16 protein-coding genes, 1 rRNA gene and 1 pseudogene are annotated in these 23231 nt (G+C 57.2%); 11 read left to right on the top strand and 7 right to left on the bottom strand.

Features of this window, described 5'->3' with window-relative positions:
• From rrf to aceK, 5 genes are all read left to right on the top strand, one after another.
• Positions 1-97, top strand: a 5S ribosomal RNA gene (gene rrf, locus K5I40_RS10770); the annotation flags it as partial.
• A gap of 214 nt (positions 98-311) precedes the next feature.
• Positions 312-1241, top strand: a complete 930-nt coding sequence (metA, locus tag K5I40_RS10765; protein WP_039031905.1) for a homoserine O-succinyltransferase — start codon at positions 312-314, stop codon at positions 1239-1241.
• A 270-nt stretch (positions 1242-1511) separates the two neighbouring features.
• Positions 1512-3113, top strand: a complete 1602-nt coding sequence (gene aceB / locus K5I40_RS10760) for a malate synthase A (RefSeq protein WP_039031906.1) — start codon at positions 1512-1514, stop codon at positions 3111-3113.
• Positions 3114-3145: 32 nt separating this feature from the next.
• A complete protein-coding gene (gene aceA / locus K5I40_RS10755; RefSeq protein ID WP_251931017.1) occupies positions 3146-4450 on the top strand; it encodes an isocitrate lyase in 1305 nt (434 codons plus the stop codon).
• A gap of 48 nt (positions 4451-4498) precedes the next feature.
• Entirely contained in the window at positions 4499-6226 is a 1728-nt protein-coding gene (gene aceK, locus K5I40_RS10750) for a bifunctional isocitrate dehydrogenase kinase/phosphatase (RefSeq protein WP_223074521.1), read from the top strand.
• Between the two features lie 86 nt (positions 6227-6312).
• On the opposite strand, the gene iclR is transcribed toward aceK, so the two are convergent.
• Positions 6313-7137, bottom strand: a complete 825-nt coding sequence (iclR, locus tag K5I40_RS10745) for a glyoxylate bypass operon transcriptional repressor IclR (RefSeq protein WP_039031909.1) — start codon at positions 7135-7137, stop codon at positions 6313-6315.
• 195 nt (positions 7138-7332) lie between these two features.
• Here iclR and metH point away from each other — a divergent pair.
• Both metH and K5I40_RS10735 read left to right on the top strand, forming a co-directional pair.
• Positions 7333-11015: pseudogene (metH, locus tag K5I40_RS10740) on the top strand (methionine synthase).
• A 320-nt stretch (positions 11016-11335) separates the two neighbouring features.
• Complete coding sequence (locus tag K5I40_RS10735) at positions 11336-12967, top strand: Na/Pi cotransporter family protein (RefSeq protein WP_039031911.1); 1632 nt, start codon at positions 11336-11338, stop codon at positions 12965-12967.
• Here the strand turns inward: K5I40_RS10735 and K5I40_RS10730 are convergent.
• Both K5I40_RS10730 and K5I40_RS10725 read right to left on the bottom strand, forming a co-directional pair.
• Complete coding sequence (locus K5I40_RS10730) at positions 12964-13251, bottom strand: addiction module antidote protein (RefSeq protein ID WP_039031912.1); 288 nt, start codon at positions 13249-13251, stop codon at positions 12964-12966. The genes K5I40_RS10735 and K5I40_RS10730 overlap by 4 nt on opposite strands.
• A 6-nt stretch (positions 13252-13257) precedes the next feature.
• On the bottom strand, positions 13258-13560 hold the full coding sequence (locus K5I40_RS10725) for a type II toxin-antitoxin system RelE/ParE family toxin (RefSeq protein WP_039031913.1): 303 nt from the start codon (positions 13558-13560) through the stop codon (positions 13258-13260).
• Between the two features lie 196 nt (positions 13561-13756).
• Between K5I40_RS10725 and rluF the strand changes: the two genes are divergently transcribed.
• Positions 13757-14632, top strand: a complete 876-nt coding sequence (gene rluF / locus K5I40_RS10720; RefSeq protein ID WP_039031914.1) for a 23S rRNA pseudouridine(2604) synthase RluF — start codon at positions 13757-13759, stop codon at positions 14630-14632.
• Here the strand turns inward: rluF and K5I40_RS10715 are convergent, their stop codons facing one another.
• The 3 genes from K5I40_RS10715 to rtcR form a co-directional block, all read right to left on the bottom strand.
• Complete coding sequence (locus K5I40_RS10715) at positions 14633-14905, bottom strand: DUF3811 domain-containing protein (RefSeq protein ID WP_103177828.1); 273 nt, start codon at positions 14903-14905, stop codon at positions 14633-14635. It lies immediately after the preceding gene.
• A 63-nt stretch (positions 14906-14968) separates the two neighbouring features.
• Positions 14969-15913 (bottom strand): ketopantoate/pantoate/pantothenate transporter PanS, encoded by a 945-nt coding sequence (panS, locus tag K5I40_RS10710; protein WP_039031916.1) that lies wholly within the window; start codon positions 15911-15913, stop codon positions 14969-14971.
• Positions 15914-16023: 110 nt separating this feature from the next.
• Positions 16024-17598, bottom strand: coding sequence for an RNA repair transcriptional activator RtcR (gene rtcR, locus K5I40_RS10705; protein WP_223074520.1), 1575 nt, complete (start codon positions 17596-17598; stop codon positions 16024-16026).
• 186 nt (positions 17599-17784) lie between these two features.
• On the opposite strand from rtcR, the gene K5I40_RS10700 reads away from it, so the two are divergent.
• Together K5I40_RS10700 and K5I40_RS10695 are read left to right on the top strand one after the other, a co-directional pair.
• Positions 17785-19011: an RtcB family protein gene (locus tag K5I40_RS10700; protein ID WP_223074519.1), complete on the top strand. Its 1227-nt coding sequence runs from the start codon at positions 17785-17787 to the stop codon at positions 19009-19011.
• Positions 19012-19015: 4 nt separating this feature from the next.
• Positions 19016-19804, top strand: a complete 789-nt coding sequence (locus K5I40_RS10695; RefSeq protein ID WP_039031919.1) for a nucleotidyltransferase domain-containing protein — start codon at positions 19016-19018, stop codon at positions 19802-19804.
• 33 nt (positions 19805-19837) lie between these two features.
• Here K5I40_RS10695 and lysC read toward each other — a convergent pair whose 3' ends face one another.
• Complete coding sequence (lysC, locus tag K5I40_RS10690; RefSeq protein WP_223074518.1) at positions 19838-21187, bottom strand: lysine-sensitive aspartokinase 3; 1350 nt, start codon at positions 21185-21187, stop codon at positions 19838-19840.
• A 304-nt stretch (positions 21188-21491) separates the two neighbouring features.
• Between lysC and pgi the strand changes: the two genes are divergently transcribed.
• Complete coding sequence (gene pgi, locus K5I40_RS10685) at positions 21492-23141, top strand: glucose-6-phosphate isomerase (RefSeq protein WP_223074517.1); 1650 nt, start codon at positions 21492-21494, stop codon at positions 23139-23141.
• The last annotated feature ends 90 nt before the right edge of the window (positions 23142-23231 follow it).

Here is a 23231-nt window from a genome sequence, read left to right as displayed (position 1 = left end):
TGGTCCCACCTGACCCCATGCCGAACTCAGAAGTGAAACGCCGTAGCGCCGATGGTAGTGTGGGGCCTCCCCATGCGAGAGTAGGGAACTGCCAGGCATCAATTAAAGAAACCCCGTACCGCAAGGTACGGGGTTTTTTGCCGTATGTGCGGAAAAGCCGGGTGGCGGCTCCGCCTTACCCGGCCTACGATCTACCTTCCTTGAAACTTTCTCACCTTTCGTCTGCGTACTCGACATTTGCCTGATTCCTGGTTATTGTCAGCTATCTGGATGTCTAAACGTTTATACGTATGCTGTGAGGATATAAGGTTATGCCGATTCGGGTGCAGGACGAGCTACCAGCCGTCAATTTCTTGCGTGAAGAAAACGTCTTTGTCATGACGGCTTCGCGCGCTACAGGTCAGGAAATTCGTCCTCTGAAGGTGCTTATCCTTAACCTGATGCCAAAGAAGATCGAGACGGAAAATCAGTTCCTCCGCTTGCTGTCGAACTCTCCATTGCAGGTCGATATACAGCTGCTGCGTATTGATGCGCGCGAGTCCCGCAATACGCCCTCAGAGCATCTCAATAACTTCTACTGTAATTTTGACGACATCCGTAACGAGAACTTCGATGGACTGATCGTGACCGGCGCACCGCTTGGCCTGGTGGAATTCAACGACGTTGCCTACTGGCCGCAGATCAAGCAGGTGCTGGAGTGGGCCAAAGATCATGTTACCTCTACGCTGTTCGTCTGTTGGGCGGTCCAGGCGGCACTCAACATTCTGTACGGCATCCCTAAGCAAACCCGCACCGAAAAGCTCTCTGGCGTCTACGAGCACCATATTCTGCATCCTCATGCGCTGCTGACCCGGGGTTTTGATGACTCCTTCCTCGCCCCTCACTCGCGCTATGCCGATTTCCCGGCGGCATTGATTCGTGACTACACCGATCTGGAGATCCTGGCGGAAAGCGAGGAGGGCGACGCCTATCTGTTTGCCAGCAAAGACAAGCGCATTGCCTTCGTCACCGGCCATCCGGAATACGATCCTGATACCCTGGCGAGCGAATATTTTCGTGATGAAGAGGCGGGTTTAAATCCGGACATACCGTACAACTATTTCCCGCAAAACGATCCGCAGAACAAACCGCGTGCGACCTGGCGCAGCCATGGCAACCTGCTCTTTACTAACTGGCTCAACTACTACGTCTATCAGATCACACCATACGATCTGCGCCACATGAATCCAACGCTGGATTAATCCTCTGATGATCTTCGTCCTGTAGCGTTTCAGCTCTCCAGTTAAGGCACCTTCGGGTGCCTTTTTTATTTCCGAAATTCACTCCGTCTCAATAAATATTTTTAATTTCATTTATATCAATAGGTTAATTGCTATTTAAATTAAAAATGGAAATAGTTTTTGATTTTGACGCAAAGCAAGATAGTCTTAATTTTGCTGAACGAAAACTACACAACGATCTTTCGTTCGCGTGGGGGAAATGAATTCGGATCAACGACGAGGAGCAGTGCAATGAATCAACAGGCAACCATTATCGATGAACTGGCCTTTACTCAACCTCATGGCGAGCAGGAAAAGCAGATCCTGACCGCCGAAGCCGTTGAGTTCCTAACCGAGCTGGTGACCCGCTTCACGCCAAAACGTAATAAATTACTGGCGGCACGTATCCAGCAGCAGCAAGACATTGATAACGGAAAGCTGCCTGATTTTATTTCGGAAACCGCTTCCATTCGTGAAAGTAACTGGACGATCCGCGGTATTCCGCAGGATCTGCAGGACCGGCGCGTCGAGATCACCGGCCCGGTAGAGCGCAAAATGGTAATCAACGCCCTGAATGCCAATGTGAAGGTCTTTATGGCGGACTTTGAGGATTCACTGGCGCCAGACTGGAACAAAGTGATTGAAGGCCAGATCAACCTGCGTGATGCGGTGGACGGCACCATCAGCCACACCAATGAAGCCGGGAAAATCTATCAGCTTAAGCCCAACCCGGCGGTACTGGTTTGCCGCGTGCGTGGCCTGCATTTACCGGAAAAACATGTCACCTGGAACGGTGAAGCGATCCCCGGCAGCCTGTTCGACTTTGCGTTGTACTTCTTCCATAACCATAAAAATCTGCTGGCAAAAGGCAGCGGGCCTTACTTCTATCTGCCCAAAACGCAGTCCTGGCAGGAAGCGGCCTGGTGGAGTGAGGTGTTCAGTTATACCGAGGATCGTTTTGAACTGCCGCGCGGCACCATCAAGGCCACGCTGCTGATTGAAACCCTGCCGGCGGTTTTCCAGATGGACGAAATTCTGCATGCCCTGCGTGACCATATTGTGGGCCTGAACTGCGGTCGCTGGGATTACATTTTCAGCTATATCAAGACCCTGAAGAATCACCCGGATCGCGTTCTGCCGGATCGTCAGGTGGTAACGATGGACAAATCCTTCCTGAATGCCTACTCGCGTCTGCTGATTAAAACCTGCCACAAACGCGGCGCCTTTGCGATGGGGGGAATGGCGGCGTTTATTCCCAGCAAAGACAGCGAACGTAACGCCCAGGTGCTGAATAAAGTGAAGGCCGATAAAGAGCTGGAAGCCAGCAACGGCCATGACGGCACCTGGGTGGCGCATCCGGGGCTGGCAGATACCGCTATGGAGGTGTTCAACCGCATCCTGGGCGATAACAAAAACCAGCTCCACGTGACCCGCGAAGAGGACGCCCCCGTCACCGCAGCACAGCTCCTGGAGCCCTGCCAGGGCGAGCGCACCGAAGAGGGGATGCGCGCCAATATCCGCGTGGCCGTGCAGTACATCGAAGCGTGGATCTCCGGTAACGGCTGTGTGCCGATTTACGGTCTGATGGAAGATGCCGCTACCGCCGAGATTTCCCGTACCTCTATCTGGCAGTGGATCCATCATCAGAAAACGCTCAGCAACGGCAAGCCCGTTACCAAAGCCCTGTTCCGCCAGATGCTTTCGGAAGAGATGCTGAACATTCAGGAGGAGCTGGGCGAGCACCGCTTCAGCAGTGGTCGTTTCGACGCCGCCGCGCGCCTGATGGAACAGATAACCACTTCAGATGACTTAATCGACTTCCTGACGCTGCCTGGCTACCGCCTGCTGGCCTGATTTCACCACATAACAATATGGAGCATCTGCACATGAAAACCCGTACCCAACAAATCGAAGCATTACAAAACGAGTGGACTCAACCGCGCTGGGAAGGCATTGAACGTCCTTATAGCGCCGAGGACGTGGTGAAATTACGCGGTTCGGTTAATCCGGAATGCACCCTGGCGCAACTGGGTGCCGCCAAAATGTGGCGTCTGCTGCACGGTGAGTCGAAGAAAGGCTACATCAACAGCCTCGGCGCGCTGACGGGCGGCCAGGCGCTGCAGCAGGCGAAAGCGGGGATTGAGGCGGTCTATCTGTCTGGCTGGCAGGTAGCTGCCGACGCTAACCTGGCTTCCAGCATGTACCCGGATCAGTCGCTCTATCCGGCAAATTCGGTCCCGGCAGTGGTGGAGCGGATCAACAACACCTTCCGTCGTGCGGATCAGATCCAGTGGGCATCCGGCATTGAGCCGCAGGATCCGCGCTTTGTAGACTACTTCCTGCCGATTGTGGCTGACGCCGAGGCGGGCTTTGGCGGTGTGCTGAACGCCTTTGAGCTGATGAAATCGATGATTGAAGCCGGTGCAGCGGCCGTACACTTCGAAGATCAGCTGGCATCCGTGAAGAAGTGCGGGCATATGGGCGGCAAAGTGCTGGTCCCGACGCAGGAAGCGATCCAGAAACTGGTGGCTGCGCGCCTGGCTGCTGACGTGATGGGTGTCCCGACGCTGGTGATTGCGCGTACCGACGCCGATGCCGCAGACCTGATCACCTCCGATTGCGATCCCTACGACAGCCAGTTCATTATCGGCGAACGCACCAGCGAAGGGTTCTATCGTACCCATGCCGGCATCGAGCAGGCGATCAGTCGCGGCCTGGCCTACGCTCCGTATGCTGACCTGGTGTGGTGTGAAACCTCCACCCCGGACCTGGCGCTGGCGAAACGCTTTGCTGATGCCATCCATGCCAAATACCCGGGCAAACTGCTGGCCTACAACTGCTCGCCGTCCTTCAACTGGCAGAAAAATCTGGACGATAAAACTATCGCCAGCTTCCAGCAGGAGCTGTCGGACATGGGCTACAAGTATCAGTTCATCACCCTCGCGGGCATTCACAGCATGTGGTTCAACATGTTCGACCTGGCGCATGCCTACGCCCAGGGCGAGGGCATGAAACACTACGTCGAGAAAGTCCAGCAGCCGGAGTTCTCGGCCAGCCAGAAGGGCTATACCTTCGCCTCACACCAGCAGGAAGTGGGAACGGGCTACTTCGATAAAGTGACCACCATCATCCAGGGCGGCGCCTCCTCTGTGACCGCCCTGACCGGGTCGACCGAAGAAGCGCAGTTTTAATCTTTTTCCCCTCTCCCCCAGGGGAGAGGGTCAGGGTGAGGGGAATCTATGTCGCGTGGTCTGGAATTACTGATTGCCCAAACCATCCTGCAGGGCTTCGACGCGCAGTATGGCCGTTTTCTGGAAGTGACGGGCGGGGCGCAGCAGCGCTTCGAGCAGGCGGACTGGCACGCCGTGCAGCAGGCCATGAAACAGCGTATTCACCTCTACGATCACCATGTGGGCCTTGTGGTAGAACAACTGCGCTGCATTACCGGCAGCATCACTATTGATGCTGCTTTTTTGCTGCGGGTGAAAACCCATTACACCCAGTTGCTGCCGGATTACCCGCGTTATGAGATTGCGGAAAGCTTTTTCAACTCCGTTTACTGTCGGCTGTTTGATCACCGCTCGCTGTCACCGGAGCGGCTCTTTATCTTCAGCTCTCAGCCCGGACAACGTTTTCGCACCCTGCCGCGTCCGCTGGCGAAAGACTTTTGTCCCGATCAGGGCTGGGAGGCGCTGTTAACCAAAGTGTTGGCCGATCTGCCCTTGCGTCTGCCCTGGCAAAACCGTCCGCGTGATGTCGGGTATATCATCGCTCATCTGTCTGAAACGCTCGGTGCGGATAAGCTGCAAAATTGCCATCTGCAGGTCGCGAACGAGCTGTTTTACCGCAACAAAGCCGCCTGGCTGGTGGGGAAACTGATCACCCCGGACGCCACGCTGCCATTTTTACTGCCCATTCACCGCAGCGATGAAGGGGAACTGGCGGTAGATACCTGCCTGACTACCAGCGCCGAAGCCAGCATTGTTTTCGGCTTCGCCCGCTCCTATTTTATGGTTTATGCCCCCCTGCCGGGCGCGCTGGTGGAGTGGCTGCGCGAGATCCTGCCCGGTAAAACCACCGCCGAGTTGTATATGGCGATAGGGTGTCAGAAGCACGCCAAAACCGAGAGCTATCGGGAATACCTGCACTATATCGCCCATGCGGATGAGCAGTTTATCGAGGCGCCAGGTATTCGCGGCATGGTGATGCTGGTCTTTACCCTGCCGGGTTTTGATCGGGTCTTTAAGGTGATTAAGGATAAATTCGCCCCGCAGAAAGAGATGTCTGCCGCCCACGTGCGCGCCTGCTATCAGCTGGTTAAGGAGCACGATCGCGTCGGGCGCATGGCGGATACCCAGGAGTTTGAAAACTTCGTTCTCGATAAGCGGCAGATCGCGCCAGAACTGATGGCGCTGCTGCTCCAGGAAGCGCCAGAAAAAATCAGCGATCTGGGGGACAAAATCGTCATCAGCCATCTCTACATTGAACGACGGATGGTGCCGCTCAACATCTGGCTGGAGCAGTCGGAAGGGCAGGCGCTGCACGATGCGATAGAAGAGTACGGCAACGCTATCCGTCAGTTGGCGGCAGCCAATATCTTCCCGGGGGACATGCTGTTCAAGAACTTCGGCGTCACCCGGCACGGGCGGGTCGTGTTCTACGATTACGACGAGATCTGCTACATGACGGAAGTGAATTTCCGCGAGATCCCGCCGCCGCGTTATCCCGAAGATGAACTTGCCAGCGAGCCGTGGTACAGCGTTTCGCCGGGGGATGTCTTTCCGGAGGAGTTTCGCCACTGGCTATGCGCTGACCCGCGCATCGGAAGGCTGTTTGAAGAGATGCACGCCGATCTGTTTCACGCCGATTACTGGCGTGGCCTGCAGACGCGGATCAAGAACGGCCATGTGGAAGATGTCTACGCTTACCGGCGTAAGCAGCGGTTTAGCATCAGATTTGGCATTTAACGCCCGGTGGCGCTGCGCTTACCGGGCCTACGGTTCGAATGTAGTTGTAGGCCCGTGCAAGCGCAGCGCCGCCGGGCATTAAAGACTTAACGCAACCCACCGTACGCCAGCGTCACCTCTTTCGCCGCCTTAATCACCAGCGCCCCCAGCTCTGTCACCCGGTCATCGGTCATCCGCGAGATAGGGCCGGAGATGGAGATGGCGGCGAACGGCTCGCGGTGCTCGTCAAAAATGCAGGCGGCAAGACAGCGCAGGCCGAGCGCATGCTCTTCGTCATCAAAGGAGTAGCCGCGCTTACGCGTCAGGGCCAAGTCCTCTTTCAGATGGACCGGTGAAACCAGCGTCGCGTGGGTGTAGGCGTGTAAACCTTTGCGGTGCAGCAGACCCGTGACCTGCTCTTCGCTGAGCTGGGACAGGAACGCTTTCCCCGCCCCGGAGGCGTGCATCGGCAGTTTGCCGCCAATCGGGGCAGACATGCGCATCAGCTGGGTGCACTGGACCTGGTCGATAATAATCGCCTGGTGATCGCTCTGGTCGAGCACCGCCAGGTTAACCGTCTCGCCGGAGTCTTCCATCAGCTTGCGCAGGATCGGATGGACGATAGCGAGCAGATTTCGGCTCTGTAAAAAGCTGCTGCCGACGATAAATGCATGGGCACCTACGGACCAGTGGCCCAGCTCGCCCACCTGACGGACAAAGCCCAGCTGCTGCATGGTGGTCAGCAGGCGGTGGGTGGTGGAGTTCGGCAGGCCTGCCTGCTGGGCCAGCTCGGTCAGCGCCACGCTGCTGTGCGACTCGGCTATCCATTCAAGGAGCTTTAATCCCCGGGTCAGGGACTGAACTTGACCGCCCGCCTGGGCGGTCGCGGCGGCGGGTTTTCTGCCGCGTTTAGCGGGAACGGTGGCGACCATGGCGGGCTCCTTTTTTCTGTATCGTGGAAATCATTTTCGTTTTATTTGGCTGTTTTGCAACCGCTATCCGCACTGATCGGAGGAGTTATGGTGAACATGTCTCATGTTACCCTGGTGTGACTTTTCCCCTTTGCAAGATTATGCCAGTATGGTCTGCTGGCCTTTTGGCCTGGTTGAGCGTTGTCGGGAGCAAGTGTGAGCAGCAAAGTAGATCAACTGCGTGCGCAGTTAAATGAACGCATTCTGGTGCTGGATGGCGGTATGGGCACCATGATCCAGAGCTATCGTCTGAGTGAAGACGACTTTCGCGGCGACCGCTTCGCCGACTGGCCCTGCGATCTGAAAGGTAACAATGACCTGCTGGTGCTCAGCAAGCCAGAGATTATCGCCGCCATTCACTACGCCTACTTCGAGGCGGGCGCGGATATCGTTGAGACCAACACCTTTAACTCGACAACCATCGCCATGGCGGATTACGAGATGGAATCCCTCTCGGCGGAGATCAACTACGAGGCGGCCAGACTGGCGCGTGCCTGTGCCGATGAGTGGACGGCCCGCACGCCAGAGAAACCACGCTACGTGGCGGGCGTGCTCGGCCCGACCAACCGTACCGCCTCTATCTCACCGGACGTAAACGATCCGGCTTTTCGAAATATCACCTTTGACCAGCTGGTGGCCGCGTACCGCGAATCCACCAAAGCGCTGGTGGAAGGCGGTGCCGATCTGATCATGATTGAAACGGTCTTCGATACCCTCAATGCCAAAGCCGCCATCTATGCGGTGAAAGAGGAGTTCGAAGCCCTGGGTGTCGATCTGCCGATCATGATCTCCGGCACCATCACCGATGCCTCTGGCCGTACGCTATCCGGCCAGACGACCGAAGCCTTTTATAACTCCCTGCGCCACGCCGATGCCCTGACCTTTGGCCTGAACTGTGCCCTGGGGCCGGACGAGCTGCGCCAGTATGTGCAGGAGCTGTCGCGCATAGCGGAATGCTACGTCACCGCTCATCCGAACGCCGGCCTGCCGAACGCCTTTGGTGAGTACGATCTCGACGCCGCGACCATGGCGGCGCAGATCCGCGAGTGGGCCGAATCCGGGTTTCTGAATATCGTCGGCGGCTGCTGCGGCACCACGCCGGAGCACATCGCTGCCATGAGCAATGCAGTCGCGGGCCTGGCGCCACGCAAGCTGCCTGAGCTGCCGGTTGCCTGCCGACTGGCGGGTCTTGAGCCGCTGAACATCGGCGATGACAGCCTGTTTGTGAACGTCGGTGAACGTACCAACGTCACCGGCTCCGCGAAGTTCAAGCGCCTGATCAAAGAAGAGAAGTACAGCGAAGCGCTGGACGTTGCCCGCCAGCAGGTGGAGAGCGGCGCGCAGATCATTGATATCAACATGGACGAGGGGATGCTCGACGCCGAAGCGGCGATGGTGCGTTTCCTCAACCTGATTGCCGGTGAGCCGGACATTGCCCGCGTGCCGATTATGATCGACTCCTCGAAGTGGGAAGTGATCGAGAAAGGGCTGAAGTGCATTCAGGGCAAGGGCATCGTTAACTCCATCTCGATGAAAGAGGGGGTTGAGCCTTTCATCCATCACGCGAAGATGGTGCGCCGCTACGGTGCCGCCGTGGTGGTAATGGCCTTTGACGAAGTCGGGCAGGCGGATACTCGCGAGCGCAAAATAGAGATTTGCCGCCGCGCGTACCAGATTCTGACCGAAGAGGTTGGCTTCCCGCCGGAAGACATTATCTTTGACCCGAACATCTTTGCCGTCGCCACCGGCATCGAAGAGCACAACAACTACGCCCAGGACTTTATCGGCGCCTGTGAAGACATCAAACGCGAATTGCCGCACGCGCTGATCTCCGGCGGGGTTTCCAACGTCTCGTTCTCGTTCCGCGGCAACGACCCGGTGCGTGAGGCGATCCACGCGGTGTTCCTCTATTACGCCATTCGTAACGGGATGGACATGGGGATCGTTAACGCCGGTCAGCTGGCGATTTATGACGACCTGCCGGCAGAGCTGCGCGACGCGGTGGAGGATGTGATCCTGAACCGCCGCGACGATGCTACCGAGCGCATGCTGGAGCTGGCCGAAAAATATCGCGGCAGCAAATCCGATGACAGCGCCAACGTGCAGCAGGCGGAGTGGCGCTCCTGGGACGTGAAAAAACGCCTCGAATACTCGCTGGTAAAAGGCATCACCGAGTTTATCGAACTGGATACCGAAGAGGCACGCCAGCAGGCCGCGCGTCCGATTGAAGTGATCGAAGGGCCGCTGATGGATGGCATGAACGTGGTCGGCGACCTGTTCGGCGAAGGCAAAATGTTCCTGCCGCAGGTGGTGAAATCCGCCCGCGTAATGAAGCAGGCGTGGCCTATCTGGAACCCTATATTGAAGCCAGCAAAGAAAAAGGCTCCAGTAACGGCAAGATGGTGATCGCCACCGTGAAAGGCGACGTGCATGACATCGGCAAAAACATCGTCGGCGTGGTGCTGCAGTGTAATAACTACGAGATTATCGATCTTGGCGTGATGGTGCCGGCGGAGAAAATCCTCAAAACCGCGCGCGAAGTGAATGCCGACCTGATTGGCCTCTCGGGGCTCATCACCCCGTCGCTGGATGAGATGGTTAACGTGGCGAAAGAGATGGAGCGTCAGGGCTTTACCCTGCCGCTGCTGATTGGCGGCGCAACCACCTCGAAAGCGCATACGGCGGTGAAAATCGAGCAAAACTACAGCGGGCCGACGGTGTACGTGCAGAACGCCTCACGCACGGTTGGCGTGGTCTCGGCGCTGCTGTCAGCGACCCAGCGCGACGACTTTGTCGCCAGAACCCGCAAAGAGTATGAAACGGTGCGCATTCAGCATGGGCGCAAAAAGCCGCGCACCCCGCCGGTGACCCTGGCGGCGGCGCGGGATAACGATCTGGCCTTTGACTGGTCAAGCTATACGCCGCCGGTCGCCCATCGCCTGGGCGTTCAGGCGGTGACGGCCAGCATCGAAACCCTGCGTAACTACATCGACTGGACGCCGTTCTTTATGACCTGGTCGCTGGCCGGGAAATACCCGCGCATTCTGGAAGATGAAGTGGTAGGTGAAGAGGCGCAGCGCCTGTTCAAGGATGCCAACGATCTGCTCGACAAGCTCAGCGAGGAGAAGACTCTCAACCCGCGCGGCGTGGTGGGGCTGTTCCCGGCGAACCGGGTGGGCGATGACATCGAAATCTACCGGGATGAAACCCGCACCCACGTGCTGGCGGTCAGCCATCACTTGCGTCAGCAGACCGAGAAGATTGGCTTTGCTAACTACTGTCTGGCGGATTTCGTCGCGCCGAAGCTGAGCGGTAAAGCCGACTACATCGGCGCGTTTGCCGTGACCGGCGGGCTGGAGGAGGACGCGCTGGCGGACGCCTTCGAAGCGCAGCATGATGATTACAACAAAATCATGATCAAGGCGATTGCCGACCGTCTGGCAGAAGCCTTTGCTGAATACCTGCATGAGCGGGTGCGTAAGGTGCACTGGGGCTACGCGGCCAATGAGAACCTCAGCAATGAGGAGCTGATCCGCGAGAACTACCAGGGCATTCGCCCGGCACCAGGCTACCCGGCCTGCCCGGAGCATACCGAGAAAGGCACCATCTGGCAGCTTCTGGATGTCGAGGCCCATACCGGCATGAAGCTCACCGAGTCCTTCGCCATGTGGCCGGGCGCCTCGGTTTCCGGCTGGTATTTCAGCCATCCAGACAGCAAGTACTACGCTGTGGCGCAGATCCAGCGCGATCAGGTGGAAGATTATGCCCTGCGTAAAGGGATGAGCGTGGCAGAAGTGGAGCGCTGGCTGGCGCCAAACCTCGGCTACGACGCAGACTGACCTGGCTTACTTGCCAGCTTGCACCAGGGCTGTCCTCACTCGGGTCACGTACTTTGTGTACGCTCCCCTCACTGCGGGCAGTCCGTGTGCAACCTGACTGCGCCGCCGACGGTCAGTATTTCGCTCACGTCACGTTTCCTTACAACAAACAGGGCACCCAATGGGTGCCCTGTCTCTTTATTACATTTAAGCCCTTATACTGGAAGAAGGTTCAGCAATCTGCGCTCCAACCCAGGCCGGATAAGGCGTAGCCGCCATCCGGCAATACCGCGCGCAACGAACCTCAGGAAAACGTATGACGAAAAGGAGAACCTGTATCCGTGCTGACTCTGCTACATCTGCTTTCTGCCGTGGCGTTGCTGGTCTGGGGCACTCACATTGTCCGTACCGGCGTGATGCGCGTTTTTGGCGCCCGCTTACGTACCGTTCTCAGCCGCAGCGTTGAGAAAAAACCGCTCGCGTTCTGTTCCGGCATTGGCGTAACCGCGCTGGTGCAAAGCAGCAACGCCACGACCATGCTGGTCACCTCGTTTGTGGCTCAGGATCTGGTGGCGCTGACGCCTGCGCTGGTGATTGTTCTCGGTGCCGATGTAGGGACCGCGCTGATGGCGCGGGTGTTAACCTTCGATCTCTCCTGGCTGTCACCGCTCTTGATCTTCATCGGCGTGATATTTTTCCTGGGCCGGAAACAGACCCGTGCCGGACAGCTCGGGCGCGTCGGGATCGGCCTGGGGCTGATTCTGCTGGCGCTGGAGCTGATCGTCCAGGCCGTCACCCCCATTACGCAGGCGAGCGGTGTGCAGGTGATTTTCGCCTCGCTGACCGGCGACATCATGCTGGATGCGTTGATTGGTGCGGTGTTTGCGCTTATCAGCTACTCCAGCCTGGCGGCGGTGCTGTTAACCGCAACGCTGACCGCGGCGGGGATTATCTCCTTCCCGGTCGCCCTCTGTCTGGTGATTGGCGCGAACCTCGGCTCCGGCCTGCTGGCGATGCTCAATAACAGCGCCGCCAACGCCGCAGCCCGTCGCGTGGCGCTTGGCAGCCTGCTGTTTAAGCTGGTGGGGAGCCTGATCATTCTGCCGTTCGTTAACCCGCTGGCGAATCTGATGGATAACCTGTCGCTGCCGGAATCGGAGATGGTGATCTACTTCCACGTCTTCTACAACCTGGTGCGCTGCGTGGCGATGGTGCCTTTTGCCGGGCCGATGGCGCGCTTTTGTGAACGTATTATCCGCGACCAGCCTGAGCTGGATATGCGACTCAAGCCAAAACATCTGGACTCCTCCGCCCTTGATACGCCGGCGCTGGCGCTGGCCAATGCCGCCCGCGAAACGCTGCGCATGGGCGATGCGATGGAGCTGATGCTGGAAGGGCTGAAAAAGGTGATGCATGGCGAGCCGCGGGAAGAGAAAGATCTGCGTAAGCTCGCCGACGATATCAACGTGCTTTATACCGCCATCAAACTCTATCTGGCGCGGATGCCGAAAGACGAGCTGGCGGAAGAGGAGTCCCGCCGCTGGGCGGAGATCATCGAGATGTCGCTCAACCTTGAGCAGGCCTCCGATATCGTCGAGCGCATGGGGAGTGAAATCGCCGACAAATCGCTGGCGGCCCGCCGGGCGTTCTCCCTTGAGGGCGTCAAAGAGCTGGATGCACTGCACGATCAGCTGCTTGCTAACCTGAAGCTGGCGATGTCGGTCTTTTTCTCCGGGGATGTGCCCAGCGCCCGCCGTCTGCGCCGCAACAAACACCGGTTCCGTATCCTCAACCGCCGCTATTCCCACGCGCACGTTGACCGACTGCACCAGCAGAACGTGCAAAGCATCGAGACCAGTTCCCTGCACCTGGGGCTGCTGGGCGACATGAAACGCCTCAACTCCCTGTTCTGCGCGGTAGCCTACAGCGTGATGGAGCAGCCGGATGAGGACGACGATCGGGATGAGTATTAACTGTTCACATGTTTGATGGTTAAGCCCAGGCCCAGCGCTTTCATCACGGCGAGCGTGGTTTTAAGCGTTGGGTTGCCTTTTTCACTGAACGAGCGGTAGAGCTGCTCTCGTGATAATCCCGTTTGTTCTGCAATGGTCGACATGCCTTTAGCGCGAGCAACCACTCCCAGTGCCTCAGCGATAAAGGCAGGATCGCCAGTTTCGAGCGCGTCAGTTATAAAGATGGCGATCTGCTCATCGTCTATCAGAGCATTCGCGGGATCGTAGGAGGTTAATTTATTCATGGAGGATTACTCCTGCAGTTTTAAGGTTCTGGCAAGCACCCTGGCCAGAAGGATATCTTTGTCCTGACTACTTTTGTCGCCGCCGCATAACAGCAGAATGATGCGCTTGCCATGCTGTTTGAAGTAGATCCTGTAACCAGGACCGACGTGGATCCTAAGCTCGCTTACGCCTTCACCTACAGGTTTCACGTCACCCGGTAATCCGTTTGCCAGCCGGAACAGGCGGGCTGCTATCACTGTTTTCGCACGTCGGTCTTTTAAATTTTGCTCCCAGCAGCGAAAGGGTTCTGTCTGAACGAGCTCTTTCATACTACTCCCTGTTGTTTATAAACTACAAAACTATATGCACAGGGAATGAAAATAAAAGTGATAGGGTGAACCCGTAAAGCCTCAAACTTCAAATGCTGAAAGCGCTTCGCAAACAACTCAACCTCGCTTTTTCGCCAGCGGCTGATCTTTTTACCAGCCCAAACCTAAGGTATATTTCGCCTCTACAGGAGAAATTATGCTGCCAACTCAATCCACCCGATTAAACAAATATATTAGCGAGAGCGGGATCTGCTCGCGTCGCGAGGCTGACCGTTATATCGAACAGGGCAACGTGTTTATCAACGGTAAACGCGCCACCATTGGCGATCAGGTCGCCCCTGGCGACGTGGTCAAAGTAAATGGTCAGGCGATCGAGCCGCGTAACGCAGAAGACCTGGTATTTATCGCGCTGAATAAACCGGTTGGCATTGTCAGTACCACGGAAGATGGCGAGCGCGACAACATCGTTGATTTCGTTAACCACAGCAGCCGTATTTTCCCGATTGGCCGCCTGGACAAAGACTCTCAGGGGCTGATTTTCCTCACCAACCACGGCGATCTGGTGAACAAAATCCTGCGGGCCGGTAACGACCACGAGAAAGAGTACATCGTCACGGTCAACAAACCGGTAACTGACGAATTCATTCGCGGGATGGGGGCGGGAGTACCGATCCTCGGCACGGTGACGAAAAAGTGCAAGGTGAAGAAAGAGGCGCCGTTCGCGTTCCGCATCACCCTCGTTCAGGGGTTAAACCGCCAGATCCGCCGCATGTGCGAGCATTTCGGTTTTGAAGTGACGAAGCTGGAACGCACGCGCATCATGAACGTCAGCCTTACCGGCATCCCGCTGGGCGAGTGGCGCGATCTGACCGATGACGAACTGATTGAGCTGTTTAAGCTGATTGAGAACTCATCCTCTGAAGCGAAGCCAAAAGCCAAAGCGAAACCGAAAACCCAGGGCATCAAACGCCCGGTGGTTAAAGCGCCGCAATCAGAAGAGAAAAGCCGGGCGAAGCCTGCCGGAAACGGAAAACGCTTTACTTCGCCAGGACGCAAAAAGAAAGGGCGCTGATCAGCGCCTTCCACGGGTTGGAGTATTGGCCGACCAGGAAAACGTCGCCTCTTTATCCACCTTATAAGCCTGCTCTTTGCGAAGTTTGCGGGCTTTTTTAGCGTCCAGCTCACGCTGCGCCATCAGTTTGTCGATGTACTCTTTTTTGAGGTGATTGGTTTCGGCGTTGGTCAGCAGACGGCCATGGGCGATACGCGCGCGATCGAGCAGGGTTTTCAGTTCGCGCTGCTCGCTTTCCGTCATCTCTTTCTGGGTCAATCTTGGTGTGGACATACCTGAAGCCTCCTGTGAAAGAGGCTTCAGTGTAAAGCATGCCTTCGCTGCGGCGAAGCTGAATTAACCTTCCTTCACCACATCGCTTTTCTTTTGTTCATCGAGGGGCTTACCCGACCAGTAACCTGCCAGCAGGGAGCCGGAAAGGTTATGCCATACCGAGAACAGCGCGCCAGGCAGAGCTGCCAGTGGTGAGAAGTAAATTTTGCCGAGCGCAGCGGCCAGACCCGAGTTCTGCATCCCGACCTCAATCGCCAGCGTGCGGCAGGTGGATTCGTCAAAGCCGAACAGCTTCCCGCCCCAGTAACCGCCCAGCAGACCGATTGTGTTATGCAGCACCACGGCGATAATCACCACGAAGCCCACAGAGGCGATATGCGCCGCAGAACCGGCCACCACCGCGCTGATGATTGCCAGAATACAGATCATGGAAAACGCTGGCAGGTACGGCTCAACGGCTTTCACTACCCGCGGGAACAGGTGATGGATAACCAGCCCCAGCGCAATCGGGATCACCACGATTTGCAGAATGCTCAGCAGCATCCCCATCACGTCCACCTGAATGTGGGCATCCACATACAGACGCGTCAGCAGCGGGGTGGCAACCACGCCCACCAGGGTGGAGACGGAGGAGATGGTCACCGACAGCGCCACATCCCCTTTTGCCAGATAGATCATCACGTTGGAGGCGGTACCACTGGCCACGCTGCCCACCAGCACCATGCCTGCGGAGAGGTCAGGCGGCATCTTAAAGGCGATAGCCAGCGCCCATGCCGCCAGCGGCATCACCAGATAGTGCAGGAAAATACCTGCCGCCACCGGGGCCGGACGCGACAGCACGCGTTTGAAGTCGTCGATCTTCAGGTGCACGCCCATGCCGAACATGATCAGCATCAGCAGCGTGGTGACCCACGGGCCGATAGCGGTAAAGGTGGTTGGGGTGTAATAGGCTAAAACAGAGAGCAGCAGCGCCCATAACGGGAACAGCCGGGTGATGGCGGATAACATACGGATTCCTTGCGATTTGTTGTGTCATGTAGTTATGAAAAAGCCGGGATCGAGCCCGGCTTAGAGATAGTGTTTATCCTGCTAATGAATTTTGTTCAACCAAATTTTCTTCATGATCCCGGATGGAGGCCTTCCCAGCTCAGGCCAAAACGGGTGAGATATTTGCGCAGCCTGTCGGCGTCGTTAGGCACGGCCTTTTTCATTCGGGAGACGGCAAAGAGCTCGCGTCCGGCCTCGGATAATGAGGCGCTACGGCGACACACCTCCAGCACGGTTTCCAGCTGTCGCTGGTCAAAGAGATCCAGCGCCATCGCCGTTAACGGTGTGGCGGTTTGCCAGCTCTCCTGCAGCCTGAGGATCTCTTCCTCAACAAGCGCTAAGGTGATGCGCCCCTGTTCGGCAAGCGTGGCCATGCGCGCCACGGAGGAACCCAGTTCACGAAAGTTACCGCGCCATAACGCCTGAGGCGAGTCAGCAAAACGCAGATAGCGCTCGCGTGCCTCTTTATCGAAGCGAACCTGAGATTGCGCTTCGGCCGCAAAGCGCTGCAGTTCGTACTCCACGTTCGGGGCGATATCTTCCCGGCGCTGCGCCAGGCCGGGCAGGGCAAAACTCCACATATTGATCCGGGCGTAGAGATCTTCGCGGAAGCGACCTTCCGCCACCCACTGGCGCATATCCCGGTGCGTGCCGGCAATTAGCTGAAAATCGCTCCTGACCTCTTTATCGGAGCCAAACGGAAAGAAGGTTTTTTCTTCGATAGCTTTCAACAGCATGGCTTGTTCGTCGAGGCCAAGCTCGGCTATTTCATCTAAAAATAGTACGCCGCCGTCCGCCTCGCGCAGCAGCCCGGCGCGCGCCGTGGCTGCCCCGGTAAATGCCCCTTTGACATGGCCGAAAAGTGTCGACATGGCGTTATCACCCCGCAGCGTGGCGCAGTTTACCGCGACCAGCCTGCCAGCCAGCTGATGGCGGGATTGCTTCAGCTGATAGATGCGGTTTGCGAGAAAGGATTTTCCGGCCCCCGTTGGGCCAGTCAGCAGAACCGGGGCGGTCGAGCGCAGCGCCACACGCTCAATCTGATCGATCAGGGCGTTGAAGGTGGCATTGCGGGTATCAATTCCGGCTTTCAGGAACGAAACGGATTCCTGCTGTTCGCGCTGAAAGCGGCTGGTCAATGTGGCGTAGCGGCTTAAATCCAGGTCGATGATTGAGTAACGTCCGACGGGGACGGCCTCTTCGGGCGCATCCCTGCTGGCGGGACCGGTCTGGATCAGGCTGGCGGGGAGATACCGCGCTTCGGTTAACAAAAACCAGCAGATCTGCGCCACATGGGTGCCGGTGGTGATATGCACCAGGTACTCTTCATGTTCGGTGTCAAACTTGTAGTGTGTGGCGAAGTCGAGAAACGCGGCGTAGACCTCTTCAAAATCCCAGGGATCGGTAATAGTGACGGAATACGGGCGCACAGTGGTATGGGGTGAAAGCAGCCTGATATCTTCCGTTATCTGCTCCGCCATCCCCCGATCCTGGGGCTGGTGGAGCAGTTCAAGCCGGTCGACAGGGAGATCGGGCTGCTGGCAAAGCCCGACCGTCGGGCGCCATTTGCGCAGGCGGTTGGCCCGCTTCCCGCGTTTGTCCATTACCGTGCCCAGTACCCCAATCACTACCCGCCGCTTCTTCATGTTTATCCTGCAAGATAAAGTTCGATACTAAAAGATAAAAATAATCTGTAGGTTAAGCAATCTTCGGCGAAAAAGATAAAATAAATAGCAATATAATCATACGGATAGATTTTTTTATGCAGTATGAAGATTCTGGCACGCTTCTGGCAATACTACCTGGTAACAGACTGCCCTGAGGATGAGCAAATGAAACCGAACGATTTTGACGTTTTAACGGCGCAGCACAGCGCACCGGTAAAAATGTGGACGCACGGGGTGCCCGTTGAGCCAGAGGCGCGTGAGCAACTGCTGAATACCGCAAAGATGCCCTTTATTTTTAAACATCTGGCGGTGATGCCGGATGTGCATCTCGGCAAAGGTTCCACCATTGGCAGCGTGATCCCCACCAAAGGGGCCATCATTCCCGCGGCGGTGGGTGTAGATATCGGCTGCGGGATGATCGCCGTGCGGACATCGCTGCTGGCAGGCGATCTGCCGGACAACCTCCACGGATTGCGCAGCGCCATTGAACAGGCGGTGCCGCATGGGCGCACAAGTACCCGCTCCCGTCGCGATAAAGGGGCGTGGGAAAAGACGCCGGATGTTGTGGATAGCCACTGGGCGCAGCTGGCCCCGCGCTTTAAACGGCTGACGGATAAATATCCCCAGCTGCTGAAAACCAATAACCATCAGCATCTGGGAACGCTGGGGACCGGTAACCACTTTATTGAAATCTGTCTGGACGAAGCGGATCGCGTCTGGGTCATGTTGCACAGCGGCTCGCGTGGTGTGGGCAATGCGATCGGCAATGTATTTATTACCCTGGCGCAGCAGGATATGCAGCAGCACATCGCCAACCTGCCTGACAGAAATCTGGCCTATTTCCAGGAGGGAAGCCGGCACTACAACGACTACATCGAAGCCGTGGAGTGGGCGCAGGATTTTGCCCGCCATAACCGCGAGGTGATGATGTCCCGCGTGCTGGCCGCGCTTTCGCGCAGTGTGCCAAAGCCTTTCCTGACCCAGCAGGAGGCGGTGAATTGCCATCACAACTATGTGCAGAAAGAGCGTCATTTTGGTGAGGACGTGCTCGTCACGCGCAAAGGGGCGGTGTCGGCGCAGAAGGGCGAAATGGGGATCATCCCCGGTTCGATGGGGGCGAAGAGCTTTATCGTGCGCGGCCTGGGCAATGAAGAGAGCTTCTGCTCCTGCAGCCACGGCGCAGGGCGGGTGATGAGCCGCACGGCGGCCAAAAAACGCTTCACCGTTGCGGATCAGATCCGCGCCACGGCGCACGTCGAGTGCAGAAAAGACAGCGAGGTCATTGATGAGATCCCGATGGCCTATAAAGACATCGATGCCGTCATGGCGGCGCAAGCCTCACTGGTCGAAATCGTCCATACCTTGCGCCAGGTGGTCTGTGTAAAAGGATAAAAAGATGGCTAACAACGGTGTAGATGCCGCCATGCGCGAGCGCGTGCGGCATCAGCTCAATGAAATAGAGCAACGATTCAATGTGACCGTGCTTTACGCCTGTGAATCGGGCAGCCGGGGCTGGGGCTTTGCGTCGCCGGACAGCGATTATGACGTGCGATTCCTGTATGTGCATAAACCGGACTGGTACTTGCGCGTGGAGCCGCAGCGGGACGTCATCGAACTGCCCATCGATGACGAACTGGACGTGAGCGGCTGGGAGTGGCGTAAGGCGCTTGGCTTGCTGAAAGCGGCCAACCCCACGCTTATCGAGTGGCTGGATTCGCCGGTTGTCTATCAGCAGAACGAAACGGTGGTAACGCAGTTACGCGCGCAGGTGCCCGCCTGGTTTTCCCCGGTGCGCGCGCGCTGGCACTACTACTCTATGGCGCGCAAAAACTTCCGTGGATACTTACAGGGGGAAGAGGTGAGGCTGAAGAAGTACTTTTACGTCTTACGTCCACTGTTAGCGGTGCGGTGGGTGGAAGCCGGGAAAGGTGTGCCGCCGATGCGCTTTGACGAACTGCTGGCGGGAAGTGGGCTTGATGCGCCGTTACGTCAGGAAATCGATGACTTAGTGGCGATAAAGCAGCGTGCCGGAGAAGCGCAATACGGCCCCAGGCGCCCTTTGTTGCATGCTTTCATCGCCCGGGAGCTGGCGCGAGGCGAAAACCCGCCGACGCTGCCTGACAGCCGCGACGGTGATATCAGATCGCTGGATTCGCTCCTGATGAGAACGGTGCTGGCAGAATAAAAAAATGGCCCGGATTTCCGGGCCATTTTTCTGTTATTCGAACAGATTATGATGCAGCTTCTGCACAACCTGCTCCGCTTCAGCGCCCGGCACCAGGAAGCACAGGTTGTAGCTGGATGCGCCGTAGCAAATCATGCGGATGTTGAAAGGCTCCAGCACGCCAAACACCTCTTTGCCCACGCCGCTGGCGCGGGACAGTTCGTTACCGATGATTGCCACCAGGGCGAGATCTTCTTCCACCTCAACGCGGCACAGCTCAGAGAGCTCCATCAGCAAGGACTGCGTCAGCAGGGTGTCGCCGGTGGAGGTTGAGCCGGTGGTATCCAGCGTCAGGGCGATATTCACCTCTGAGGTGGTCACCAGGTCCACGGAGATACTGTGGCGCGCCAGAATGCTGAACACTTCGGCCAGGAAGCCGCGGGAGTGGAGCATGCTCAGGCTATGCAGGGTGAGCAGGGTCTGCTTGCGGCGCAGCGCCAGGGCGCGGAACAGCGGTGGGTTTTCGGTGGTATTGCACACCATGGTGCCGCCCGCTTTTGGATCTTTACTGGAGCCGACGAACACCGGAATGTCGCTGCGCACTGCCGGCAGCAACGTCGCCGGGTGCAGCACTTTCGCGCCAAAGGTCGCCATCTCGGCGGCTTCTTCAAAGGCGATCACGTCAATACGTTTTGCGGTAGGCACCACGCGCGGATCGGTGGTGTAGATGCCCGGCACGTCCGTCCAGATATCCACGCGGGAGGCCTGCAGCGCTTCGCCCAGCAGGGCGGCGGTGTAGTCGCTGCCGCCACGGCCCAGGGTGGTGGTGCGGCCTTTCGCTTCGCTACCGATAAAGCCCTGGGTGATGACAATCCCTTCCGCCAGACGCGGTGCCAGCTGTTGGGTGGTCAGTTCGGCGATGGCGGCAACGTCCGGCTCGGCGCGACCAAAACGGTCGCTGGTGCGCAGCACTTTACGCGCGTCGAACCACAGCGACTGCACGTTACGCTCGCGCAGCACTTCAACAAACAGCAGGGTGGACATCAGCTCACCGTGGCTGACCAGCTCATCAGTCAGGGCGGTGGAGGTGGCCAGAGAGGCGGCTTCGGCCAGGGGGATGATATTTTCCAGCAGGCGCTCAATCTCTTCGCTGATCACGCTCGGATCGCGCAGACGGCCAAGGATGTCGAACTGAATTTTGTGCAGGGCAGCCAGCTTCTCCTGGCGCTCGCTCGCTTCCAGCCCTTCTGCCAGGGCAACCAGCAGGTTAGTGACGCCAGCCGAAGCGGACAACACCACCAGCCGGGTATCAGGATCGGCCAGCACCACATCGGCGCTGCGGTTCATGGCATCAAAATCGGCCACGCTGGTACCGCCAAATTTGGCGACAACAAAACTCGTCATAACAACCTCGTGTCAGGGAAGGAAAAGAGCGACCATGGCACAAGGACAAAATAGTTTTATCGGTGCAGGCGCAAATACCGTGTGTATAAATAAAATGTGTGAAGGATCCTGTCAACGCCGGGATTATGCGGATTTTTCATGCTGCATTCCATATGAGAAACAGGACTTATAACAGCTATACTTTTGGAGCTTTTGCGCTGCACTTGATGCAGGCCAGGCCAATGGCATAAAAACCATCACAATTTTTAGCGACAGAGGCTACAATCGACCGAGGTCACAATTCTCAATTCAGAAGAGTATTGCTATGAAAAATATCAATCCAACGCAGACTGCAGCCTGGCAGGCATTACAGAAACACTTTGAAGAAATGAAAGACGTCACTATCGCGGAGCTGTTCGCGAAAGACGGCGATCGTTTCAATAAGTTCTCCGCGACCTTCGACGATCGGATGCTGGTGGATTTTTCCAAAAACCGCATCACCGAAGAGACGCTGGCAAAACTGCAGGATCTGGCGAAAGAGACCGATCTGAGCGGTGCCATCAAGTCCATGTTCTCCGGCGAGAAGATCAACCGCACCGAAGATCGTGCCGTACTGCATGTGGCACTGCGTAACCGTAGCAATACTCCGATTATCGTTGACGGCAAAGACGTGATGCCGGAAGTCAACGCCGTGCTGGAAAAGATGAAAACCTTCTCTGAAGCAATCATCTCAGGCCAGTGGAAAGGCTACACCGGCAAACCGATCACCGACGTGGTGAATATCGGTATCGGCGGCTCCGACCTCGGCCCGTTCATGGTGACCGAAGCGCTGCGTCCGTATAAAAACCACCTCAACATGCACTTTGTCTCTAACGTCGATGGTACCCACATCGCCGAAGTGCTGAAAAAAGTGAACCCGGAAAGCACCCTGTTCCTGGTGGCGTCCAAAACCTTCACCACCCAGGAAACCATGACCAACGCCCACAGCGCGCGCGACTGGTTCCTGAAAACGGCCGGTGATGAGCAGCACGTAGCGAAACACTTCGCGGCGCTCTCCACCAACGCTAAAGCCGTAGGCGAGTTCGGGATCGACACCGCCAACATGTTTGAATTCTGGGACTGGGTTGGCGGTCGCTACTCCCTGTGGTCCGCAATCGGTCTGTCCATCATCCTCTCCGTGGGCTACGACAACTTTGTTGAGCTGCTCTCCGGCGCGCATGCGATGGATAAGCACTTCTCCACCACCGCCCCCGAGAAAAACCTGCCGGTGCTGCTGGCGCTGATCGGGATCTGGTACAACAACTTCTTTGGTGCAGAAACCGAAGCGATCCTGCCGTACGACCAGTACATGCACCGTTTCGCAGCCTACTTCCAGCAGGGCAACATGGAATCCAACGGCAAATACGTTGACCGTAACGGCAACGCCGTGGATTACCAGACTGGCCCAATCATCTGGGGTGAGCCAGGCACCAACGGCCAGCACGCGTTCTACCAGCTGATCCACCAGGGCACCAAAATGGTACCTTGCGATTTCATCGCCCCGGCCATCACCCATAACGCGCTGTCTGACCACCATCCGAAGCTGCTGTCGAACTTCTTCGCGCAAACTGAAGCGCTGGCGTTCGGGAAAGCGCGTGATGTGGTTGAGCAGGAGTATCGCGATCAGGGTAAAGATCCGGCAACCCTGGATCACGTGGTGCCGTTCAAAGTGTTCGAAGGCAACCGTCCGACCAACTCCATCCTGCTGCGTGAGATCACCCCGTTCAGCCTGGGCGCGCTGATTGCCCTGTATGAGCACAAAATCTTCACTCAGGGCGCAATCCTGAACATCTTCACCTTTGACCAGTGGGGCGTAGAGCTCGGCAAACAGCTGGCGAACCGCATTCTGCCGGAGCTGGGTGACGATAAGGACATCAATAGCCATGACAGCTCTACTAACGGCCTGATTAACCGTTATAAAGCCTGGCGCGCATAATTTTGCGGTTGTGAACAACGCCGGGCGGCACTCCGTTTGCCCGGCCTACAGGTCTTGTAGGCCCGGTAAGCGCAGCGCTACCGGGCTTTT

It is taken from the genome of Leclercia sp. LTM14 (assembly GCF_023736175.1).
Taxonomy (GTDB): domain Bacteria; phylum Pseudomonadota; class Gammaproteobacteria; order Enterobacterales; family Enterobacteriaceae; genus Enterobacter; species Enterobacter barmai.
This window is presented reverse-complemented; position numbering and strand designations above follow the sequence as displayed.

What these genes read in the sequence shown, in the direction of transcription:
- metA (WP_039031905.1), top strand. Translation starts at nt 312, where the DNA reads ATGCCGATTCGGGTGCAGGACGAGCTACCAGCCGTCAATTTCTTGCGT.
- aceB (WP_039031906.1), top strand. Translation starts at nt 1,512, where the DNA reads ATGAATCAACAGGCAACCATTATCGATGAACTGGCCTTTACTCAACCT.
- aceA (WP_251931017.1), top strand. Translation starts at nt 3,146, where the DNA reads ATGAAAACCCGTACCCAACAAATCGAAGCATTACAAAACGAGTGGACT.
- aceK (WP_223074521.1), top strand. Translation starts at nt 4,499, where the DNA reads ATGTCGCGTGGTCTGGAATTACTGATTGCCCAAACCATCCTGCAGGGC.
- iclR (WP_039031909.1), bottom strand. Translation starts at nt 7,137, where the DNA reads ATGGTCGCCACCGTTCCCGCTAAACGCGGCAGAAAACCCGCCGCCGCG.
- K5I40_RS10730 (WP_039031912.1), bottom strand. Translation starts at nt 13,251, where the DNA reads ATGAATAAATTAACCTCCTACGATCCCGCGAATGCTCTGATAGACGAT.
- K5I40_RS10725 (WP_039031913.1), bottom strand. Translation starts at nt 13,560, where the DNA reads ATGAAAGAGCTCGTTCAGACAGAACCCTTTCGCTGCTGGGAGCAAAAT.
- rluF (WP_039031914.1), top strand. Translation starts at nt 13,757, where the DNA reads ATGCTGCCAACTCAATCCACCCGATTAAACAAATATATTAGCGAGAGC.
- K5I40_RS10715 (WP_103177828.1), bottom strand. Translation starts at nt 14,905, where the DNA reads ATGTCCACACCAAGATTGACCCAGAAAGAGATGACGGAAAGCGAGCAG.
- panS (WP_039031916.1), bottom strand. Translation starts at nt 15,913, where the DNA reads ATGTTATCCGCCATCACCCGGCTGTTCCCGTTATGGGCGCTGCTGCTC.
- rtcR (WP_223074520.1), bottom strand. Translation starts at nt 17,598, where the DNA reads ATGAAGAAGCGGCGGGTAGTGATTGGGGTACTGGGCACGGTAATGGAC.
- K5I40_RS10700 (WP_223074519.1), top strand. Translation starts at nt 17,785, where the DNA reads ATGAAACCGAACGATTTTGACGTTTTAACGGCGCAGCACAGCGCACCG.
- K5I40_RS10695 (WP_039031919.1), top strand. Translation starts at nt 19,016, where the DNA reads ATGGCTAACAACGGTGTAGATGCCGCCATGCGCGAGCGCGTGCGGCAT.
- lysC (WP_223074518.1), bottom strand. Translation starts at nt 21,187, where the DNA reads ATGACGAGTTTTGTTGTCGCCAAATTTGGCGGTACCAGCGTGGCCGAT.
- pgi (WP_223074517.1), top strand. Translation starts at nt 21,492, where the DNA reads ATGAAAAATATCAATCCAACGCAGACTGCAGCCTGGCAGGCATTACAG.